Raw genomic sequence first — 18,658 nt, 5'->3', positions numbered from 1 at the left:
CGCCACATCGGCCCCAACACCGACGTTCCCGCCGGCGACCTGGGCGTTGGCGGCCGCGAGGTTGCCTACATGTTCGGCCAGTACAAGCGCATCTGCAATGAGTGGACGGGTGTCCTCACCGGCAAGGGCCTCTCTTTCGGCGGCTCGCTCGCCCGCACCGAGGCAACCGGTTACGGCCTTGTTTACTTCGTCGACGAGTACCTCAAGAGCAAGGGCGACTCCTTCGAGGGCAAAAACGTCGTCGTGCATGGCTCTGGCAACGTGGCCATCTATGCAATCCAGAAGGTTTCGCAGCTCGGCGGCAAAGTGGTCGCCTGCTCCGACACCCATGGCTGGGTCGAGGACCAAGAAGGCATCGATTACCAGGTGCTCGAGCACGTCTACAACAAGAAGCGCTCTGGCCACGACAAGGGCGTCACGCTCGCGATGTATGTCGACGAACGCCCGAGTGCGACGTGGCACGCGGAGGACGGCCGCGGCGTGTGGCAGCTCCCCTGCGACATCGCGCTTCCCTGCGCTCGCGAGAACACCCTCGGCCTCGAGGACGCAAAGGCCCTCGTTGCGAACGGTTGCAAGGCGGTTGGCGAAGGCGCCAACATGCCGACCACGATCGAAGCGACCGAGTATCTCCAGGAAAACGGCGTCGCGTTCTTCCCCGGCAAGGCAGCAAACGCGGGCGGCGTGCTCGTGTCCGGCCTCGAAATGAGCCAGAACGCCGAGCATCTTTCCTGGACGTTCGAGGAAGTTGACGGAAAGCTCGAGACGCTCATGCGCGGCATGTTCCACAACGTCGACGACACGGCGAAGGAATACGGCCACGAAGGCAACTACGTGATGGGCGCCAACATCGCCGGCTTCAAGAAGGTTGCCGACGCTATGATGGCTCAGGGCATCGTGTAAGCAGAAGCCAAAAGAATATTCTTCGGGAAGGCGGGTTCTTCGGAGCCCGCCTTTTTCATGCCTGAAGTCCCGAAAACGGGGCAAGCAAGCTCTATTTCCCCTGCATCTTGGCCGTAAGGTACGCGAACATGCGTCGTTTGGGCCGCTGGTCACTTCGTAGACGTGACCCCGCAAGGCACAATAACCGTAGAAGCTGACTTCGTCGGGAAGGGCGAAATGCGAAGCGGCTTACACGATGCAATGGGAAAGGGAGTGATGAAGATGTTGAAGACCGCGATGAAGAAGATTGCGCTCGGTGTGCCCGCCGTCGCGCTGACGGCAGCCCTTGCGTTCACGATGGCAGGCTGCGGCGGTGGCGCCGAGGAGCAGAAGAAAGCGAGCGACGACGCAGCCACGACGCAGCCCGCAGAAGAGCCGAAAGCCGAAGAGACCCCTGAGCCCGCCGTTGAGGCCAAAACCGGCGTCGACTATCCTTCGTACAGCTTAGAGCCAACTGGTGGCTGGAAACCCGGCACCAGATCGATGAACGAGAAGTACGAAGAGTGCGAGTTCATATTTGGCGACGACAGCTTCACCTTCATTGACATTCGCACGTTCAAGACCGAGCCGATGACCGAAGCGGAAGCCAGAATGGGCTCCAAGAAAGACGGCGTCATTGACGAAATCGACATCAACGGCATCACCTGGGTGCGCCATACCGCATCCAACGGCACCGTCAACCTGTTCACTAAGGCGCCTTCCGGTTTGACGGTTGGCGTGGTCGTAGGATCCAAAGTCGATTGGAACGACGCACTGCCGATGCTTGAGAACATCGTCTTGAAATAGCGACGGCCCATCCAGGGGGAGCGTCGATTGATCAGATGTTGGAACCCCGAATAGCCTGACCCTTTTCGGGAAGGCGATTCACGAAGCGACCCCGCCAGATGCACCTGACGGGGTCGCTTGCTGTTTCGGTCGCTGCTAATTACCGAGCAGCAGAGATAACCGCAGAGGGTTTACAGCTCGGAGATGGTCTTCGCTGAAACGACGTTGCTCGGCGAAATGAGAATCGCCCCAACCGAGCCGACTTTCGGCGTGCTGACGTAGAAGACGCCGTTCCTCGATTCGCCCATGGACGAAATCTTCGCATCCTTCGTGGTGATAACGATGTCGATGTTCTCAGCATTCTTGAGGTACGACTCTTCGGGGCAAAGGGCGATGACGTAGTCGACCTTCTGGTCGGTGAAGTACTTCACCTTCTCGTCGATAAGGATTCTCGAGCACTCATGGGTAACCGAGAAGATGCCATAGCGCTTACCGCCGCGTTTTAAGATCGTGCCCTCTTCGTAGGTGGCGATGTTCCCTGTGCTAAGCGAGAGGACGTTCGCGCCCTTGGCCTGGTAGAGCTCATCGACGTCGGAGAGCGCGACCGGTTCCTTCTCCTTTTTGTGTCCCGCGAGCGGAGCGGCGGAACTCGCCTGGGAATCCGAGGTGCCATCAGGGGAAACAGTTGCAGAAGCACCTTCCCCGGCAACGCTTTCGGACGCGGAGGCTTGCGCAGCAACAGGCTCCGATGCAGTTGAAACTCCCTGATTGGCAGAGCCGTTCTCCTGCGCGCTTGCGCTATTCGAGGAAGCTGAATTCTCGTTCGAGCTGGCATTGGAAGAAGCAGCCTGCTTGTTAGAAGACGAAGCGGCAGGAGACGCCTGGCCGCTTTCGGAAGAAGACGCGGAGGCCTGATTGCCATCGGAAGAGGAGGCTTGGTTGCCATCGGAGGAGGAGGCTTGGTTGCCATCGGAGGAGGAGGCTTGGCCGTCCCCCGCCTTCGAGTCCGCAGGAAGCGCCCCAGTCCCCCCCGCATCTTTCGAGTTAGCAGCCGACGCCGCAGAATTCGTCGATTGCGCGACGCTTTCTTCCTCTTCGATAGTTCCTTCGTAGACGATGGCGGTATAGCCATCCATATTGCCGAACGCATCGTCGATGTTCGAGGCAGTGACGTTCCACGAATGGCCCGCAAACACGTAGCCGAACAGGATGAAACCCATCCCAATAGCAAGGATGAGGAATACGATGAGCGCGATTTTCTCTCGGGATGTCTTTTCCATAGCAGCGTTCATTATAGGCAAACGAACATGGCATACCAGCCCCCCGTCAAGGGAAGACAAACAATCTCGATGCCAGGCTGCATCCGAGCCGCCCTCAAGCGCGTCCAATCAGGTGAAATCCGCCGATCGAAGCTGCGCAGGCACCAGGGGAACCAATTGCTCGCTTATCGCGGCGCGACCTTCGTCAACACCACTTTCCGAGTCGCTACGCGCTCCGTGAGCGCGGGAGTGTGAGAAACGAGCAACATGCCGGCGCTCTCCTGATCGACGTAATCTAGCAACACGCGCCAGATATGAGCCTGCGTGACCGCATCCAGCATGGTCGAGACCTCGTCGCAGATCAGGTAGCGCGGGTGCGTGGCAAGCGCGCGGGCTATGCAGAAGCGCTGCAGCTCGCCGCCAGAAAGCTCATGGGGATAGCGCTGCAGCCACTCATCGCGAATGCCTAGGCTGGCAAGGAGCTGTTGGGGGATCTCACCCGCCTCCGCCAGCGTTTTGCGCATGCGCAGACGCGGATCGACCGCCTGCTCGGGATGCTGCTGGATCAGCTGCACCGGGCACACGCCGCGTCGAGGAAGTGGCTGCCCATCAACGAGCACCTCGCCTGATTGTGGGCGCTCGAACCCAGCGAGCACGCGGCATATCGTGGTTTTGCCAAACCCCGAAGGAGCCTGGAGGGCCACGCGCTCACCAGGTTCAACCTGCAGATCGAACCCGACATAGAGCGGCTTGGCGCCGGGATAGCCGAACGTGATATCTCGAGCTTCTAGCACAGGTGGCCTCCCTTATCGCACGACGCGCTCGCGCGTTCCCGAATGTCCGACGCGCCCTTGCGCACCCGCTCATCTGCGCTTTCACCTTCAAATCGAGCAGCGAAGTCGTGCTCAGGCAGCGCATGCCAAAGCTCGCGAGTGAAAGGATGGCGCAACAGGCTCGGGTCGGCGAAGTTCGCCACCGCCGTCTCCTCCACCACGGTTCCGTCCTTGAACACGGCGACGCGGTCCGCGACGCGCAGCGCGAGCTCGATGTCGTGCGTGATCAGCAGCACGCCATTGCCCTCGTTGGCAAAGGTGCGGAAGTCATCCAATGCGAGAACCGCCAGGTCAAGATCGAGCCCAGGCGTCGGTTCATCAGCCACGATCACGCGCGGCGAGTCCATGAGCGCACAGCACAGAAGAACGCGGCGCGCCATGCCGCCCGACAGCTCGTGCGGATACAGGCGCGCAACTTCAGGGCCCAGCCCATACCGCTCGAAGAGTTGCTCGCGGCGCGTTTTCCGCTCGGCCTTCGATAGTGCGTTTGCGAAGCCTTCAACCTGTTTGCCGACGCGCATCATGGGGTCGAGATGGCTCACGCTTTGCGGCACAAGCGACAACCCATGGCCTCGCAACGCCCGCAAACCTTCAGCAACCATGCGCACGCCATCGAACCAGATGCGCCCGGTCACCGTGGCATTAGGTTCGAACAGGCCCAACACCGCGTCGGCCAAAAGCGTCTTGCCCGACCCCGATGCGCCCACCACGGCGACGATTTCACCTGCATGGACAGCGATGCTCAGCCCATGAAGCACCTGCACATCGCGCTGTTTCGCCCGAAAGTACGGCGCATCCTCGTCGTACATGCGAAAGCTCACGTTTAAGTCCTCGACCTGCAGCAAGTGATGCCCGCCGTCATGGTGCGACGTGGCCGCATGCGTGTGATGATGATGCAGCTGTGCATCCTCGTGCGCGGTTTGCTCGTGAGCGAGCTCAACCGGCTCGCTCGCCGAAGCTGCCTTTGCCGCTAGTTCTCCATTCGTTTTCGTCAGCATCTTCCCCACCTATTTCTGCGCGGTATGCGGGTCCACAAGTTTGCGCAAACTCTGCCCGGCCACGTCGAAGAGCAGCACGGTAGCCATGAGCGCCAAACCGGGGAACACCGCAAGCCACCAAGCGCCCGTGGACAGGTAGCCCATCGATTCGCTTAAGATGACTCCGATGGCCGGCTGCTCGGGAGGCAGGCCGAAACCCAGAAACGTAATGGACGCCTCATGGAGGATGGCGTGCGGGAACAGCAAGATAAGTCCCACGACGAATTGCGGCAGCACGTAGGGCACCATATGCCGCAGCGCGATGCGCAGCGGGCTTTGCCCCAGCTTGCGGGCGACTTCCACGAACTTCGATTCGCGGCATTGCAACACCTCGGCGCGAACGACGCGCGCAAGGCTTGGCCAGTGCGTCACGGCAACGCCGATGGTCACGCCCCAAAAGCCCTTGCCGATTGCAAAGGAGATGAGCACCAGAAGCACGATGTGGGGAACGCCCATCATGAGGTCGATCAGCCAACTTACGAAGGCGTCCACGCGCTTTCCGCCAAGTGCGGCAGCACAGCCTAGCACGAGCGCGATCACCGACGACACAGTTGCCGCCAGCAAACCGACCAACACGCTGGTGGACAGGCCCGCGAGCGTGCGCGAGAGCATGTCGCGACCCATCCAGTCGGTTCCAAAGGGGTGAGCAAGCGAGGGTGCCAAGTTCTTCGCGGTGAAATCCGTGGCCGTCGCCTGGCCATACAAAGAGAGCCCTGCGACGACCACCGCAGCCAACGCGCAAGCTGCCGCGACGCACGCAAACAACGTGACCATGCGGTTTCCAGCTCGACGCTGCACGGGGACATGAAGCACGTCTTCCATCATGCCCTCCCCTCGCCGACGCGCATGCGCGGATCGAGCACGCCATACAAGATGTTAGCCAACAGGTTTCCGCCGAACACCAACGCAGCGCTTACGAGCGCGATGCCTGCCAGAAGCGCCACGTCGCCGCCAAGACCTGCCGTGACAGCCGCTTGCCCCAGCCCAGGGTAGGAAAATACCTGCTCAACCAGCACCGAGCCGCCGAAGATCTCGGAAATGAACGCACACTGCAGCGTCACAGCCGGCAAAGCGACGTTGCGCAGGCCGTGGTGCACAATAACGCTCAATTCCGACTCGCCGCGCGCACGTGCGAAGCGCACGTAATCGCTTTCCAGCACGTCAACCACTTTCTCGCGCGTATGCAGCGCAATGTTTGCCACGCCCATAACCGAGAGGGTGAGTGCGGGAAGCACCAGATGGTGCGCCGCGTCGGCCAACGTCACATCCGCCGCCGATACGCCGATGGGGACGGAGAACCCAATGGGGAACCACCCAAGCTGCACAGCGAAGATCATCAAGACGAGCAGACCCAGCCAAAATGTCGGGGTTGAGGCGAGAAGAAAGCAGTAGCTGCGCACCACGCGGTCGAGCGCGCCACCGCGGCGCGCACCGGCGGCAACACCGAGCGCGAACCCCAATACGCCACTGAGCAGCCACGCGATGCCCATGAGCGCCAGCGAGTTCGCCGCACGATGCGCGATGACCTCAGACACCGGCGCATTGAATCTCAGCGAGGTTCCCATGTCCCCCTGGAAAAGGGCACCTACCCAGTTGACGAAGCGTTCCCAAAACGGCACATCGCCGCCCCAGTAGCTTGCCAGCTGAGCGCGTTTCGCTTCTGACATGTTCACATAGGCAGCCTGCCCCACGTTCGCCTGCACGGGATCGATGGGCGAAACGCTTACCAGCGCGAACACCACCAAACCCACGGCGAGCATCAGCAGCGCAAACCGCACGATGTGTCGAGTAAGATACTTCGTCATAGAGAGCCGAGTCCTACCAGCTCCACTTGTCGACGTTGTTCACGATAGACCAACCGTGCCCGTGCGGATGAGGCTTCTGCTCGGCAACTTTCAGTTCATCAGCAACGAAGTACAAATGATCGACATTGGCGAACCACACCCATGTCGCGTCGCCCTGCGGAGCCACGCCGTTCTCGCCATCCCACACGGCGAGCTTCCACTCGTCATACGAGTCGGCGATCACGGGATTGGCCAGCGCGGCGTTCAGGTGCGCATCCACCGCCGCATTCTCGTAGCACGCGTAGTTGCCGTTACCCGTCGAGTAGTTCAGGTTGTATATCTCGATCGGGCTGTTCGAGCCCCAGCCCCACACAACCGGATTGCTGAACTGGTGACGGTAGATGTCATCCCAGCTTGCGCCCTTCGGCGTCACCTTGATGCCGAGCTCGCTCATTTGGTTGGCGAATTCCATGGCGATCGCCTGGCGTACCGAGTCGGAAGATGAATAGTACAAGTCGAATGCGGCAGTAATGCCATCCTTCACACGCACGCCATCCGATCCAGGAGCCCAGCCCGCCTCATCGAGCAGCGACTTGGCGCGAGCGACATCCTGCTCGCATTTCATATCATCAGATGACCAGGGCATATTGTCGCTCACGCTATAGGCGACCTCGCCATACCCGTTCAGCACGTTGTCGATGAGCGCCTGGCGATCAACGCCATAGTTGATGGCGCGGCGCAACGCGAGATCACGCGTTACATCGTTGCCGGCAGGATACTCCTCGCCCGTCTGCTTCTTCGTCGCACCCGCCGCGATGGTGGGAAGGGAAATGCCGCGCGAGTCCACCGATGCGCAGTTGAGCAAGTCGTAGCCCGCCGGCTGCTGGTCGGCGAACGTGGCCACCGTGTAGGCAACGTCCACCTGGCCCGATCGAGCCGCCGCCAAGCTGGCGTCCTCCTCCATGAACACCACCACGACGCGTTCGATCTTCGGGGCGTCGCCATAGTAGTCGGGGTTGGCCTTAAGAATAACCTGCTGACCGTGGTCCCACTGCTCCAACATGTAGCGGCCGCTGCCCACCGGATTGCTCCCATAGTCGCCGCCGTGCCCGCCATCAGGCACGATACCGATAACAGCCAGCGTGTAGAGAAATGCGTTAAAGGGCTTGTTCAAGTGAATCTCGCACGTTTCATCGTCGATGGCAACGGCGTTGTCGACCATGGTCAAGTCGCACTCGCTCGCCTCGCTGTTTGCGACGCCGTTGATCGTATAGGCGACATCGTGTGCCGTCAGCGCCTTGCCGTTGGTGAACTTCGCGTCCGTACGAATCGTGAACGTCCAGGTCAAGCCATCGTCGCTGCAGGAGTATGCGGTCGCAAGGTCGTTCTCGAAGCCCATGTCGGCCTTCGTGGTGAGAAGTGTGGACTGAATAAGCGGCTCGTGCACATGCTCGCCGCAGCCCCAAGAGACGAACGGGTCGAAACCAGCAGCAGGTTCGCTGCTCGCGGGCATAGAGACAGTCACCTGCGAGGCATGCTCCCCGCTTGCGGTGCTGCTAGCACCAGTATTCGAGCTGCCAGCATTCGAGCCGCTCGTGCACGCGCTCAGTACGCCGCCGAAGCCCACTGCAGCAGCACTTACACCTGCCGCCTGCAAAAACGTTCGCCTAGAGAAGCTTTTCATCGAGAAGTCCTTTCGTCGGTCAGACAAAGGCGCACGACTATTCCAACCCCTTTGCGCACTTGTCTAGTGTTACGAGAATCAAATCCGTAACACACTATAGCAGACGAAAAGCAACTGTAGTGTTACGAATTCAGATTTCGTAACCCAAGTTAGCAAGCGGCCCTAAAAGGCAGGTGCGCGGCCAACGGCTATGATGCCGTGTACGAAGGAAACGCAGGCTAGCGTTCCTTACACGCTGGTTCCCAGTATTTGCACGCTGGCGCCCGCTACACACTGCCGTCCGCTAGTCGCCGACCGGCTTCGCGTGCTCGGCAGAGGATTCGACCCCGCCCGAGGGTGCATGCTCATCCGCAGATGCCACTTCACCAGGCGCCTTCTCCTCGCGCTGTGTCACAAGCAGCACCATGACCACGATGAGCGCGCAGCCGAGCATGTCGAAAGGCGTGATGGGCGTGCCGAGCCAAAGCGTGGAAAACGTCATCGCAGCGACCGGCTCGATGCTGCCGACAAGGCCGGCGCGCATGGGACCAGCCAGTTTCACGCCTTGTAAGAACAGCAGGTAGGCGAAAAACGTGCCGATAATCACCAGGGCCGCCATAGCGGCAACGATGCCGGGGGTCACTTCGACGTGCATGTTCCACGGCTGAATGGCGACGTTCGCTATGACGGCCGCCATCGTCATGGAAACCGTCGTGGTCACAACGCTTCCCCACCGCTCGAGCAATCGGACCGGCATCATCGTGTAAAAGACAAGCGCGCAAGCTGACGCCCCGCCCCACGCAAGCGCTTCGGCAGGAATCGCAAGCGAGCCGAGATTCCCTTTGGTCGCGATGCATATCGTGCCGATAATGGCAAGAACGACCCCCGCGAACTCACGACGCTTCGGGGCGCGACGGGCCTTTATGCAGGTGATAAGCATGATAAGGATAAGGCCACATCGCTCGAACACCGTCGCCGTGCCCGCGTTGCTGACCGAGATGCAACCCTGGTAGCACACCTGCACAAGCAGAACGCCGAAAATGGAGAACAGGAGAAGTTTGCCCAATTCACGAGGCTGCTTCAGAAGGCTCACGAGCGCTTCACGGTGTGTCGCGGTGCAAAACACCAGGTAGAGCAGCGACGCGAACACCAAGCGCACGCACACATTCCATGCCAGGGGAACGCCGTAGATGTCCATGAGCAGCTGCGCGCACGTGCCGGAAAAACCCCAGCATACCGCACCGCCAGCGGTGAGCAAAACGCCCTTCGCGACCGAACTACCCTTCATGAGCCCCCAACATCCTTTTGAGGAACTTACCCGTATAGCTGCCTTCCACCTGCGCGACTTCCTCGGGTGTACCCGACGCGATGATAGTTCCGCCACGCTCGCCGCCCTCGGGACCCAAGTCGACAATGTGGTCGGCTGACTTGATCACGTCGAGGTTGTGCTCGATCACAAGCACCGTATTACCGACGTCGACCAAGCGCTGCAACACGACGAGCAGCTGCCGCACGTCCTCGAAGTGAAGGCCGGTGGTCGGTTCGTCCAAGATATAGAAGGTCTTTCCCGTGGATCGCTTCTGGAGCTCGCTGGCGAGCTTCACGCGCTGGGCCTCGCCGCCAGAAAGCGTCGTTGCCGCCTGACCAAGGCGAATATAGCCAAGCCCCACGTCGAAAAGCGTTTGAAGCTTGCGCTTGATGCCGGGAATATGCTCGAAGAACGCAAGAGCGTCCTCAACCGTCATGTCGAGGACCTCGGCGATGTTCTTGCCGCGATAGGTGACTTGAAGCGTTTCGCGGTTGTAGCGCTGGCCACCGCACACCTCGCAGGGCACGTATACATCGGGAAGGAAGTGCATCTCGATTTTGATCTGGCCATCGCCCTTGCACGCCTCGCAGCGGCCGCCGCTCACATTGAAGCTGAAGCGACCAGGGGCATATCCGCGCGCCTTCGCTTCCTGGGTCGAGGAGAACAGGGCGCGGATGTCGTCCCATAGTCCGATATAGGTTGCGGGGTTGCTTCGCGGCGTTCTGCCGATAGGGCTTTGGTCGATGTTGATGACCTTGTCGATCGACTCGAGCCCTGTGATCTTGCGATACGCTCCCGTACGACGATGGGCGTGATTCACGCGATTGGCCAGGGCGGGCGCAAGCGTGTCGGTGATAAGCGAGCTTTTGCCCGAACCGGAAACACCCGTGATCACGGTAAACGTCCCGATGGGGACTTCGAGCGTGACGTTTTTCAGGTTGTTCTCGGAAGCACCCGTCATCTTGAGGGACCCCCGCTTGGGGTGGCGGCGAACCTCGGGCACCTCGATCTTGCGACGACCCGACAGGTAGTCAGCGGTAAGCGAGCGTTTCGCCTTCATAATCTGCGCGGGCGTTCCTGCCGCAACGACCTCGCCGCCACGCTCGCCCGCACCCGGTCCCATGTCGACCACGAAGTCGGCACTGCGGATGGTATCCTCGTCGTGCTCGACCACGACGACGGTGTTGCCAAGGTCGCGCAGGTGCTCCAACGTTGCGATAAGCCGCTCGTTGTCGCGCTGATGCAAGCCAATCGAAGGCTCGTCCAGAATATAGAGCACCCCCATAAGCCCCGCGCCAATCTGCGTAGCGAGGCGAATGCGCTGCGCTTCGCCGCCCGACAGCGTAGCAGTGGCGCGCTCGAGCGTCAGGTAATCAAGCCCCACGTCCACGAGGAACTTCAGTCGCGCCTTGATTTCCTTCACGATGGGCCCCGCGATGCGTTCGGCCTGGCCGGAAAACTCGAGCCCGTTGAAAAATGCATAAGAGTCAGCCGCCGACATCTCCGTCACGTCATGGATGGACTTGCCGCCCACCGTGACGGCGAGGATCTCGGGCTTCAATCGCTTGCCCTGGCAGGTTTGACACGGAATCGTCGCGAAGTACTGCTCGAGGCGCTCACGCTGCGTGTCGGTTTGCGCCTCCTGGTAGCGACGCATGACTGCGGCGAGCACGCCTTCCCACTCGATATACCAATACGTTTCGCGACCGTCGACGGTGACGTAGTCGACGCGCACTTTCTCCTTGCCAAGGCCCGACATGATAGCCTTCTGCGCGCGACGGGGCATGTCTTCCCACGGCGTGGACGAGTCAACTCCCATATGGGCCGCAACCGCCTTGATGACCTGCGGATAGTAGTTTCCCGTACGAAACGGTGCGATGACGCCCTCGTCGAGGGATAGCGACGGGTCGGGCACCACGAGCGAGGGGTCGACCTCATCGCGGCTGCCGATGCCCAGGCAATCGGGGCAGGCGCCGTAAGGCGCGTTGAATGAGAAGTCGCGCGGCTGCAGCTCATCCATGGAGTGGCCGTGCTCAGGGCAGGCAAGCGCAAGCGAGAACAAATGCTCCCCCGCGCCGAGTCCGCCCGTAGCGCCGCTCGACGTGCCGCCCGCCTCGCCCTGGGGCTTGCCGTCGGGGCCAAGCACCTGAACGAGCACGCGCCCCTCGGCGAGCTTCGTTGCGTTCTCCACCGACTCTGCGATGCGCGTTGTAGCGGATTTCTTCAACACGACGCGATCGACGACGACGTCGATGAAGTGCTTGATCTTCTTGTTGAGAGTGAAGGGCTCGCCCGTAAGCTTCACAATTTCGCCGTCGATGCGCACGCGCGAGAAGCCTTCCTTCGCGAGGTCGGCGAAAAGCTTCGTGAACTCGCCTTTACGGCCGGCGACCACAGGCGCCATGATGATTGCGCGCGTGGTTTCGTCGACGGCGAGCGCCAGGATGTCGTCGGTCACCTGGTCAGTAGTTTGCTTCTTGATGACGCGCCCGCATTCCGGACAGTGAGGGATACCCACACGTGCAAAGAGAAGACGCAGGTAATCGTAGATTTCGGTCGTGGTTCCCACCGTGGAGCGCGGATTTTTCGAGGTGGTCTTCTGGTCGATGGACACCGCGGGGGACAACCCGTCGATGCTATCGAGGTCGGGCTTGCTCATCTGCCCCAAGAACATGCGCGCATAGCTGGAGAGGCTCTCCACGTAGCGGCGTTGGCCTTCGGCGTACATCGTGTCGAAGGCAAGGCTTGACTTGCCCGAGCCCGAAAGACCGGTTATGACGACCAGCTTGTCGCGCGGGATTTCCAAATCGACGTTTTTGAGGTTATGCTCGCGAGCGCCTTTGATGACGATCGAGTTCTGTCCCATTTCCCCTCATCTTCCTGAAAATTCGTACAGCCGCAAGATTGTATCGCAGCCCGTGCGAAGCCATCTGCGAGAAAACATCTGTTCGCCAAAACGGCACAGGATGTTCGATGGATGGGAACCTGCGCAAGCATTCGCAGACGGCTTTTGCGCCTTGGATGCGCAACCACCGTGGAGTTCCCTTGATGGCGCATGGCATTTGCTAAACTGTTAGCCATGGAAGACACACCGAAAACTCGAAAGCGGCGCGAGCGGGAGAAACGAACCGTCTCCCAGATGATTGCACTCTACTGCGCCGCAAACCACAAAGACAAGCCGCGCGAAGCTCGCGGCATATGCGGGGAGCCGCTCTGCGAAGCGTGCGCCGAGCTCGACGCCTACTGCGCGAAGCGAACGGATCGCTGCTTAAAGATGCACGAGAAGAAGGACTGCAACTCGTGCCCCGTCCACTGCTATGCCCCCGCAAAGCGCGAGGCGATTCGCACCGTCATGCGCTTCTCCGGTCCGCGCATGCTTTTCAAGCACCCTGCAGCCGCCATCAGACACCTTCTCGGAAAATGAGCTTCTAACGAGGAAACGCCTGGTCATGTACTTGCTTTAGCCGCTCAACCGACAGGTGCGTGTACACCTGCGTGGTGGAAAGCCGAGCATGTCCGAGCATTTCCTGCACGCTGCGCAAATCGGCGCCGCCGTTGAGGAGATCGGTCGCGAAGGTATGGCGCATATCGTGCGGCGAAAGCGAATCATCGAGCCCCGCCTCGCGCACCGTCGCCTTGAACATCTTGCGCATCGCATCGGTCTTCATTTGGTTGCCACGCGTCGACACAAAAAAGAACGGACACTCCTTGCCGTCAAGCAGCTTCGGCCGCGCCACGAGCGCATATCTTCTCAGAGAGTCTATAGCCAGGTCATGCAAGGGAACGATGCGCTCCTTGGAGCCTTTGCCGAACAGGCGCGCCTGCTTCTCGTCGAAATCGATGTTCTGCTCAAGCAGCCCCGATGTTTCCGAGATACGAGCGCCGCACGCATAGAGAAACTCGAGGATCGCCTGGTCGCGCATGTCAGTCAGCGACTGCTCGCGGCGCCGCCCCCGGGCATCGCAGGAAGCGTGGACCGACAACAAGCGCACCATCTCCCGCGGACGCAGCACCTGCGGAAGGCTCTTGTCGGTTTTCGGGCCGATAAGCGCACTTGCCGGGTTCGCATCCGCACGACCGGTCACGTTCAGCCAGCGGAAGAACGTGCGCAGCGCCGACAAACGGCGGTTGATCGTCTTGCGCGAATAGCGAGCCGCATCGAGTTGCGCCAGATAGCGGCGCAGATCCCGATGGCTCACCTGAAGCGCATCGAGACCCTCGCGATACGCCCACCGACCGTAGTCGCCCAAGTCGGTCCGATAGGCGCGCACGGTATGTTCCGAGGCGTTGCGCTCCGCGATGAGCGAAGAGCAGAAATCATCGATGGCGCGCACAACCGCATCGTCGATTTGAGCCTCTGCGGCGCAAGCCTCGCCCTCCTTCGCGGAGACCTTTCTTTTTCCCTTGACCATCGGCTAGCACGTGCCTTCTTCTTTGGAAGCGAGCAGGCCGCTTTGGCGCAGTTGCTCGCAATAGCCCTCAAGCGCAGCCGCCCCGCGATGCGCATAGGCCGCATAGCGCTCATGCTTGTTGCGAATGCGCTCGTCAAGCGGCCGCATGATGCCGAAATTGACGTGCATCGGCTGATACCCCGTCGTCTGGGGGTCAGTCGCGTAGTTCATAAGCGCACCGAACGCTGTGTCCTCGGGAAGCGGGAGGGGTTCTTTTCCTGAAAGCTCAGCGGCAACAGCGAGCGCTGCATGGAGTCCCGATCGAATGGCCTCGCAGTAGCCCTCCGTTCCCGCAAGCTGCCCCGCCACATGAACAGGGATATTCCACCGCGACCCGATTTCAGTGCGAAAGCGCAGGTTGCAATCGAGAAGCGAAGGCGCATTGATGAAGGTGTTACGATGCATAACCCCGTAGCGTGCGAACTCGGCGTGCTCGAGGCCCGGAATCATGCGGAACACGCGCCGCTGCTCAGGGAACGTGAGATTCGTCTGGAAGCCGACGAGGTTGTAGCTCTCCCCGTGCGCATCCTCGGCACGCAGCTGAAGCGCCGCCCAAGGCCTGCGCCCCGTACGAGGATCGGTAAGCCCCACGGGCTTCAAAGCTCCAAAGCGCGGCGCATCAATGCCCGTGCGAGCAATCTCTTCTATAGGCTGGCACGCCTGGAACAGGTCTTTCGACTCGAACTCGCGTTTGATCACGCGCTCGGCGCCCACGAGTTCCTGGGCGAAAGCCTCGTATTCTTCCTTGTTAAACGGGGCGTTCAGATAGTCTCCTGCGCCTTCCTCGTAGCGGCTTTGCGAGAAGAGCTTGTCCCGATCGAGGGAATCCGCCATGACGACAGGAGCCGCAGCATCGAAGAAGGCCAGGTTATCGGCACCAGTCGCCTCGCAAAGCGAGCGAGCCAGATCGCCATCGGTCAAAGGCCCCGTTGCCACGATAAGGGCATCAACGCCAACCGCCTCCTCGTCGATGTTTTTCACCAAACGGCGGGAAATCTCGATGAGAGGGTGGCTGGAAAGGAGCTCCGTCACTTCGCCGGAAAACGCCTCGCGATCGACGGCGAGCGCGCCGCCAGCTGCCACCCTGTTGCGCATCGCAGCGGAGATGAGGTGAGACCCGAGCGCCGAGAGCTCCGCCTTCAACATGCCGGCGGCACTATCGGGGTTCGTGCTTTTGAGCGAGTTCGAGCACACGAGCTCTGCGGCATTGCCCGTTTTATGGACAGCGGTGCCGACCTCGGGGCGCATCTCGACAAGCTCCACGCGAATGCCGCGATCGGCAAGCTGAAGCGCCGCCTCGCTTCCCGCAAGTCCCGCCCCCAAAACGCGCACCGTGCGCTGAATGTCGCCCATCGATTCCTCCCTCAAAGCCAAAGCCTCGGGCAGAGTGCCCAGCCTGTATGTGCAAAGAGCGGGCATCGCGCCCGCGCCGTGAGATTATACCAGAGGGCGCACCACCGGACCGAAGCGCCCATCGGGATAGCGCTCCATCTCCCCTTCCTGCTCGAGCTTCGCCAGGCGCAGCATAAGCCACACCCACGGGTCCTCGCCTGCAGGAGTGCACTCCCGCGCGATATCGCGAAGCTTCTCCATGCCCAAAGGCTCGGCCCGAAGCGCGGCAACAATCGGATCGCCCGATTGCCGAATCTCCGAGGAATCCCCTGCAGATTCACCATCGCAGACAACTTCCTGGCGCAGGCAGCCGTAAATGCTGAACAGGGCATCGAGAAACGTGTCATCGTCGATGATGGGCACCGCCCCCTGGGAAATCAGGCGATTCGCCCCGCGAGAAGACGCCGACGTTATCGATCCAGGCACCGCGAGGACCTCGTTTCCGGCAGCGAGCGCCTCGTCTGCGGTCGAGAACGTGCCCGACGGCAGCCCCGCTTCAACGATAAGCGTCGCTGCAGAAAGACTCGCGATAAGGCGATTCCGCGCGCGGAACGCATACGGTACCGGCGGAAACGTCCAGTCGCGCTCGGAGACAACGGCACCACCGCCATCGATGATCGCCTGGAATAGCGAGGCGTTCTCGGCTGGATACAGGCGATCGCACCCTCCCCCGAGAAACGCCACAGTCGGCGACTCGGCGGCGATTGCCGCACGGTGAGCCTCGGAGTCGCAGCCCCGCGCACCCCCGGACACGATCACAAGGTCCCTCATGGCCGCAAGCGTCGAGAAGCGCCGCGCGCAGCCGCGCCCATAAGGGGTCGCCTTGCGAGCTCCCACGACCGAAAGGGACGGCCTTTGCAGCACTGCGGCATTGCCTATCACATAAAGGCGATCAGGCGGCGAGATGCAGCGCGAAAGACGCTCGGGATACCCCTCCTGTCCACACTCGATAACGGTCCGCGGACCCGAAAGCACGGCTGATTGCGATACCGTCGGGCTCATGCACCCACCCCTTCCCTCACGCGGAAACTCAGCGCTTCGCACAAATGCGGCATCAATACTTCGTGAGATTCCTCCATATCAGCGATGGTGCGCGCGACGGACAGAGTGCGCATGATAGCCCGCCCGCTCATGTTATGGCTTTTCGCGGACTGCTCGAAGAATTCGCGGCTCGATTCGCAGAGATGGCAATCGCGTACCAGATCGGCGGGGCGCCTTGCCCCCGACGAGCCCGCATCGTGCCCGAACCTTGACGCATCGTGTTCGAGCGCCCCTTTGCCAGCATCGGACGCCGCCATGCGAACCCCCGCATCGTGGAGCAATCTCCATTGTGCGAATTCCCTCGCCTTCATCACCCCTTCCCGAAGCGTTTCAGACGATGTCCCCGACCCCGTTGCGATCACATCGCTTGGGGGAATCCTCCGCACATCGAGATGCAGGTCGATTCGGTCCATAAGCGGTCCCCCTATGCGCCCTTGGTAGTTTTTCACCTGGGTGAGCGTGCAGGTGCATTCCGTCTCCTCATCCCCCAAATGCCCGCAAGGACAGGGGTTCGATGCCGCAACCAGCATAAAACGGGCGGGAAACGTTACCGTCCCGTCGGCCCGCGTCAGACGGACTTCGCCGGTCTCCATAGGCTGACGGATGCCCTGCAAGACAGAGCTCTTGAATTCCGACAGCTCATCGAGGAAGAGCACGCCGTTGTGCGCCAGCGTGATTTCGCCCGGGCGTATCGGGGACCCTCCCCCGACAAGCCCCGCAAGCGACGCCGAGTGATGGGGCTTGCGGAAAGGCCTCGTACCCGACAAGATTGGAGCAATCGACTCTCCCGCCACCGAGTGCATAAGGGCGCTCTCGAGCGCCTCGTCTTGCGAGAGCGGCGGCAAAAGGGAGGGAAGCCGCGAGGCGAGCATGGTCTTTCCTGAGCCGGGAGGCCCCATCATGAGCACCCCATGCCTTCCCGCAGCCGCAATCTGCAGAGCGCGTTTGGCAACTTCATGCCCCGCAACATCGCAGAAATCAAGGCTGCAAGAAGAGCTTCCGGGCACAAGGGGAGATAGCAGAGGCAGGTCGGCAGCCGTGCGCATACCGCCCAGAAAGCGCAGGCCATACTGGGCAAGCCCGTCGACCTTCACCGATTCGCCATCCTCGGCGCACACAAGCGAGCACCCTTTCTTCTTGGCGCACAGCGCAAACGCAAGCGACCCTGCAACGCCGCGCACGAACCCCTCAAGCGACAGCTCGCCAACGAACAGACGATTCTCTATGCTCGCGCGGTCGATCTGCCCCGTTGCCGCCAAAAGCGCAACCGCTATGGGAAGATCGAGCCCAGACCCGGTCTTTCTGAGGGAACTTGGCGCAAGGTTGACGACGATCTTATCGCTTGGCATCTGGAATCCGCTCGCCCTCAGGGCTGCCCGCACACGCTCACGCGCCTCCTGAACCGAAGCATCGCCCATGCCCACGATTGCAAAGCCCGGAAGCCCGCTTGAAACCGCGACCTCGACGTCGACGGGTATCGCCTCGACCCCGCGCAATGTCGCGCCGAGCACCGTGCATCGCCCGTACATCACCAACCAACCCCGAACGCATCGATATGATGGCGGACGAAGGCTCGATCGGGACCGATAAGGGTGATCGAGATAACGTCGAAGCGAACGGGCGCATCCGACACCTCCGAGTGCTCGAGGTACAGGCAGGCGATCTTCTCGTAGCGCGTGCGCTTCTCCTTGGTGATCGCCTCGCCTGGAAGGCCATTTGCGGCGCTTGACCTGGTCTTCACTTCAACAAAGACAAGCGTATCCTCGTCTAAGGCAATGATATCCGCCTCACCGGCGATGCAAGTCCAGTTGCGCTCGATAATGTCATATCCGCGTCTCACAAGGAAACGCGCAGCAGCTTCCTCGCCTTTGCGACCAAGGTCCTTGTTGTGCATATTCTTTTGGCGCGACGAGCCCTTCTTGGATTTCCGGGGCTTGCCGGCGGAATCCTCTTCGGGTGCGGAAACGGCAGTGCGATTCGTCATGATGGTGCTCCTTTCTCGGGAATGGAGCCATCATAGAAACGGATTCTGTCGAAACAGACGCAGATTCCCCGCCAAATTCATGTGCGTCAGGCGCAAATTCGCGTCGGCAAATACCGTGAAAGGGAATGGAAATCGCACGCCAATTCCCCCACAAAGCGAAATACAAACGCTACGCTTTCGCCCTCGAAGCGAAAAAGAAAC

At 60.9% G+C, this 18,658-nt stretch carries 16 protein-coding genes; 3 read left to right on the top strand and 13 right to left on the bottom strand.

What is annotated here, in order from left to right; genetic code table 11:
• Together Q0G85_RS05440 and Q0G85_RS05435 are read left to right on the top strand one after the other, a co-directional pair.
• Positions 1-900: Glu/Leu/Phe/Val dehydrogenase dimerization domain-containing protein (locus Q0G85_RS05440; RefSeq protein ID WP_297155476.1), on the top strand; the 900-nt coding region annotated here is incomplete at its 5' end.
• A gap of 240 nt (positions 901-1,140) precedes the next feature.
• Complete coding sequence (locus Q0G85_RS05435; RefSeq protein WP_297155474.1) at positions 1,141-1,725, top strand: hypothetical protein; 585 nt, start codon at positions 1,141-1,143, stop codon at positions 1,723-1,725.
• Between the two features lie 170 nt (positions 1,726-1,895).
• Here Q0G85_RS05435 and Q0G85_RS05430 read toward each other — a convergent pair whose 3' ends face one another.
• The 8 genes from Q0G85_RS05430 to uvrA all read right to left on the bottom strand — a co-directional run bounded on the left by Q0G85_RS05430 (position 1,896) and on the right by uvrA (position 12,455).
• Entirely contained in the window at positions 1,896-2,984 is a 1,089-nt protein-coding gene (locus Q0G85_RS05430; RefSeq protein ID WP_297155472.1) for a hypothetical protein, read from the bottom strand.
• A gap of 164 nt (positions 2,985-3,148) precedes the next feature.
• Complete coding sequence (locus Q0G85_RS05425; protein ID WP_297155469.1) at positions 3,149-3,757, bottom strand: ABC transporter ATP-binding protein; 609 nt, start codon at positions 3,755-3,757, stop codon at positions 3,149-3,151.
• Positions 3,751-4,794 (bottom strand): ATP-binding cassette domain-containing protein, encoded by a 1,044-nt coding sequence (locus Q0G85_RS05420; protein ID WP_297155467.1) that lies wholly within the window; start codon positions 4,792-4,794, stop codon positions 3,751-3,753. Before Q0G85_RS05420 ends, Q0G85_RS05425 begins: the two co-directional genes overlap by 7 nt.
• 9 nt (positions 4,795-4,803) lie before the next feature.
• Positions 4,804-5,658: an ABC transporter permease gene (locus Q0G85_RS05415; protein WP_297155465.1), complete on the bottom strand. Its 855-nt coding sequence runs from the start codon at positions 5,656-5,658 to the stop codon at positions 4,804-4,806.
• The gene (locus Q0G85_RS05410; RefSeq protein WP_297155463.1) at positions 5,655-6,638 is read right to left on the bottom strand and encodes an ABC transporter permease; all 984 of its coding nucleotides are present in this window, start codon (positions 6,636-6,638) and stop codon (positions 5,655-5,657) included. Before Q0G85_RS05410 ends, Q0G85_RS05415 begins: the two co-directional genes overlap by 4 nt.
• Positions 6,639-6,651: 13 nt before the next feature.
• Entirely contained in the window at positions 6,652-8,301 is a 1,650-nt protein-coding gene (locus tag Q0G85_RS05405) for an ABC transporter substrate-binding protein (protein ID WP_297155460.1), read from the bottom strand.
• A 283-nt stretch (positions 8,302-8,584) separates the two neighbouring features.
• Positions 8,585-9,568: a DMT family transporter gene (locus Q0G85_RS05400; RefSeq protein ID WP_297155458.1), complete on the bottom strand. Its 984-nt coding sequence runs from the start codon at positions 9,566-9,568 to the stop codon at positions 8,585-8,587.
• A complete protein-coding gene (gene uvrA, locus Q0G85_RS05395; protein ID WP_297155456.1) occupies positions 9,558-12,455 on the bottom strand; it encodes an excinuclease ABC subunit UvrA in 2,898 nt (965 codons plus the stop codon). Before uvrA ends, Q0G85_RS05400 begins: the two co-directional genes overlap by 11 nt.
• A gap of 189 nt (positions 12,456-12,644) precedes the next feature.
• Between uvrA and Q0G85_RS05390 the strand changes: the two genes are divergently transcribed.
• On the top strand, positions 12,645-13,013 hold the full coding sequence (locus Q0G85_RS05390; protein ID WP_297155454.1) for a nitrous oxide-stimulated promoter family protein: 369 nt from the start codon (positions 12,645-12,647) through the stop codon (positions 13,011-13,013).
• A gap of 4 nt (positions 13,014-13,017) precedes the next feature.
• Here the strand turns inward: Q0G85_RS05390 and Q0G85_RS05385 are convergent, their stop codons facing one another.
• The 5 genes from Q0G85_RS05385 to Q0G85_RS05365 all read right to left on the bottom strand — a co-directional run bounded on the left by Q0G85_RS05385 (position 13,018) and on the right by Q0G85_RS05365 (position 18,457).
• Complete coding sequence (locus tag Q0G85_RS05385) at positions 13,018-14,001, bottom strand: tyrosine recombinase (protein WP_297155452.1); 984 nt, start codon at positions 13,999-14,001, stop codon at positions 13,018-13,020.
• A 3-nt stretch (positions 14,002-14,004) separates the two neighbouring features.
• The gene (gene trmFO / locus Q0G85_RS05380; RefSeq protein WP_297155450.1) at positions 14,005-15,393 is read right to left on the bottom strand and encodes a methylenetetrahydrofolate--tRNA-(uracil(54)-C(5))-methyltransferase (FADH(2)-oxidizing) TrmFO; all 1,389 of its coding nucleotides are present in this window, start codon (positions 15,391-15,393) and stop codon (positions 14,005-14,007) included.
• An 84-nt stretch (positions 15,394-15,477) separates the two neighbouring features.
• The gene (locus Q0G85_RS05375; RefSeq protein ID WP_297155448.1) at positions 15,478-16,434 is read right to left on the bottom strand and encodes a DNA-processing protein DprA; all 957 of its coding nucleotides are present in this window, start codon (positions 16,432-16,434) and stop codon (positions 15,478-15,480) included.
• Complete coding sequence (locus Q0G85_RS05370) at positions 16,431-18,002, bottom strand: YifB family Mg chelatase-like AAA ATPase (protein ID WP_297155478.1); 1,572 nt, start codon at positions 18,000-18,002, stop codon at positions 16,431-16,433. Before Q0G85_RS05370 ends, Q0G85_RS05375 begins: the two co-directional genes overlap by 4 nt.
• Positions 18,002-18,457, bottom strand: coding sequence for a YraN family protein (locus Q0G85_RS05365; protein ID WP_297155446.1), 456 nt, complete (start codon positions 18,455-18,457; stop codon positions 18,002-18,004). The genes Q0G85_RS05370 and Q0G85_RS05365 overlap by 1 nt, the downstream gene beginning before the upstream one ends.
• Positions 18,458-18,658: the final 201 nt, after the last annotated feature.

The sequence above is a fragment of the uncultured Ellagibacter sp. genome, from assembly GCF_934617235.1.
Lineage (GTDB): Bacteria > Actinomycetota > Coriobacteriia > Coriobacteriales > Eggerthellaceae > Ellagibacter.
This window is presented reverse-complemented; position numbering and strand designations above follow the sequence as displayed.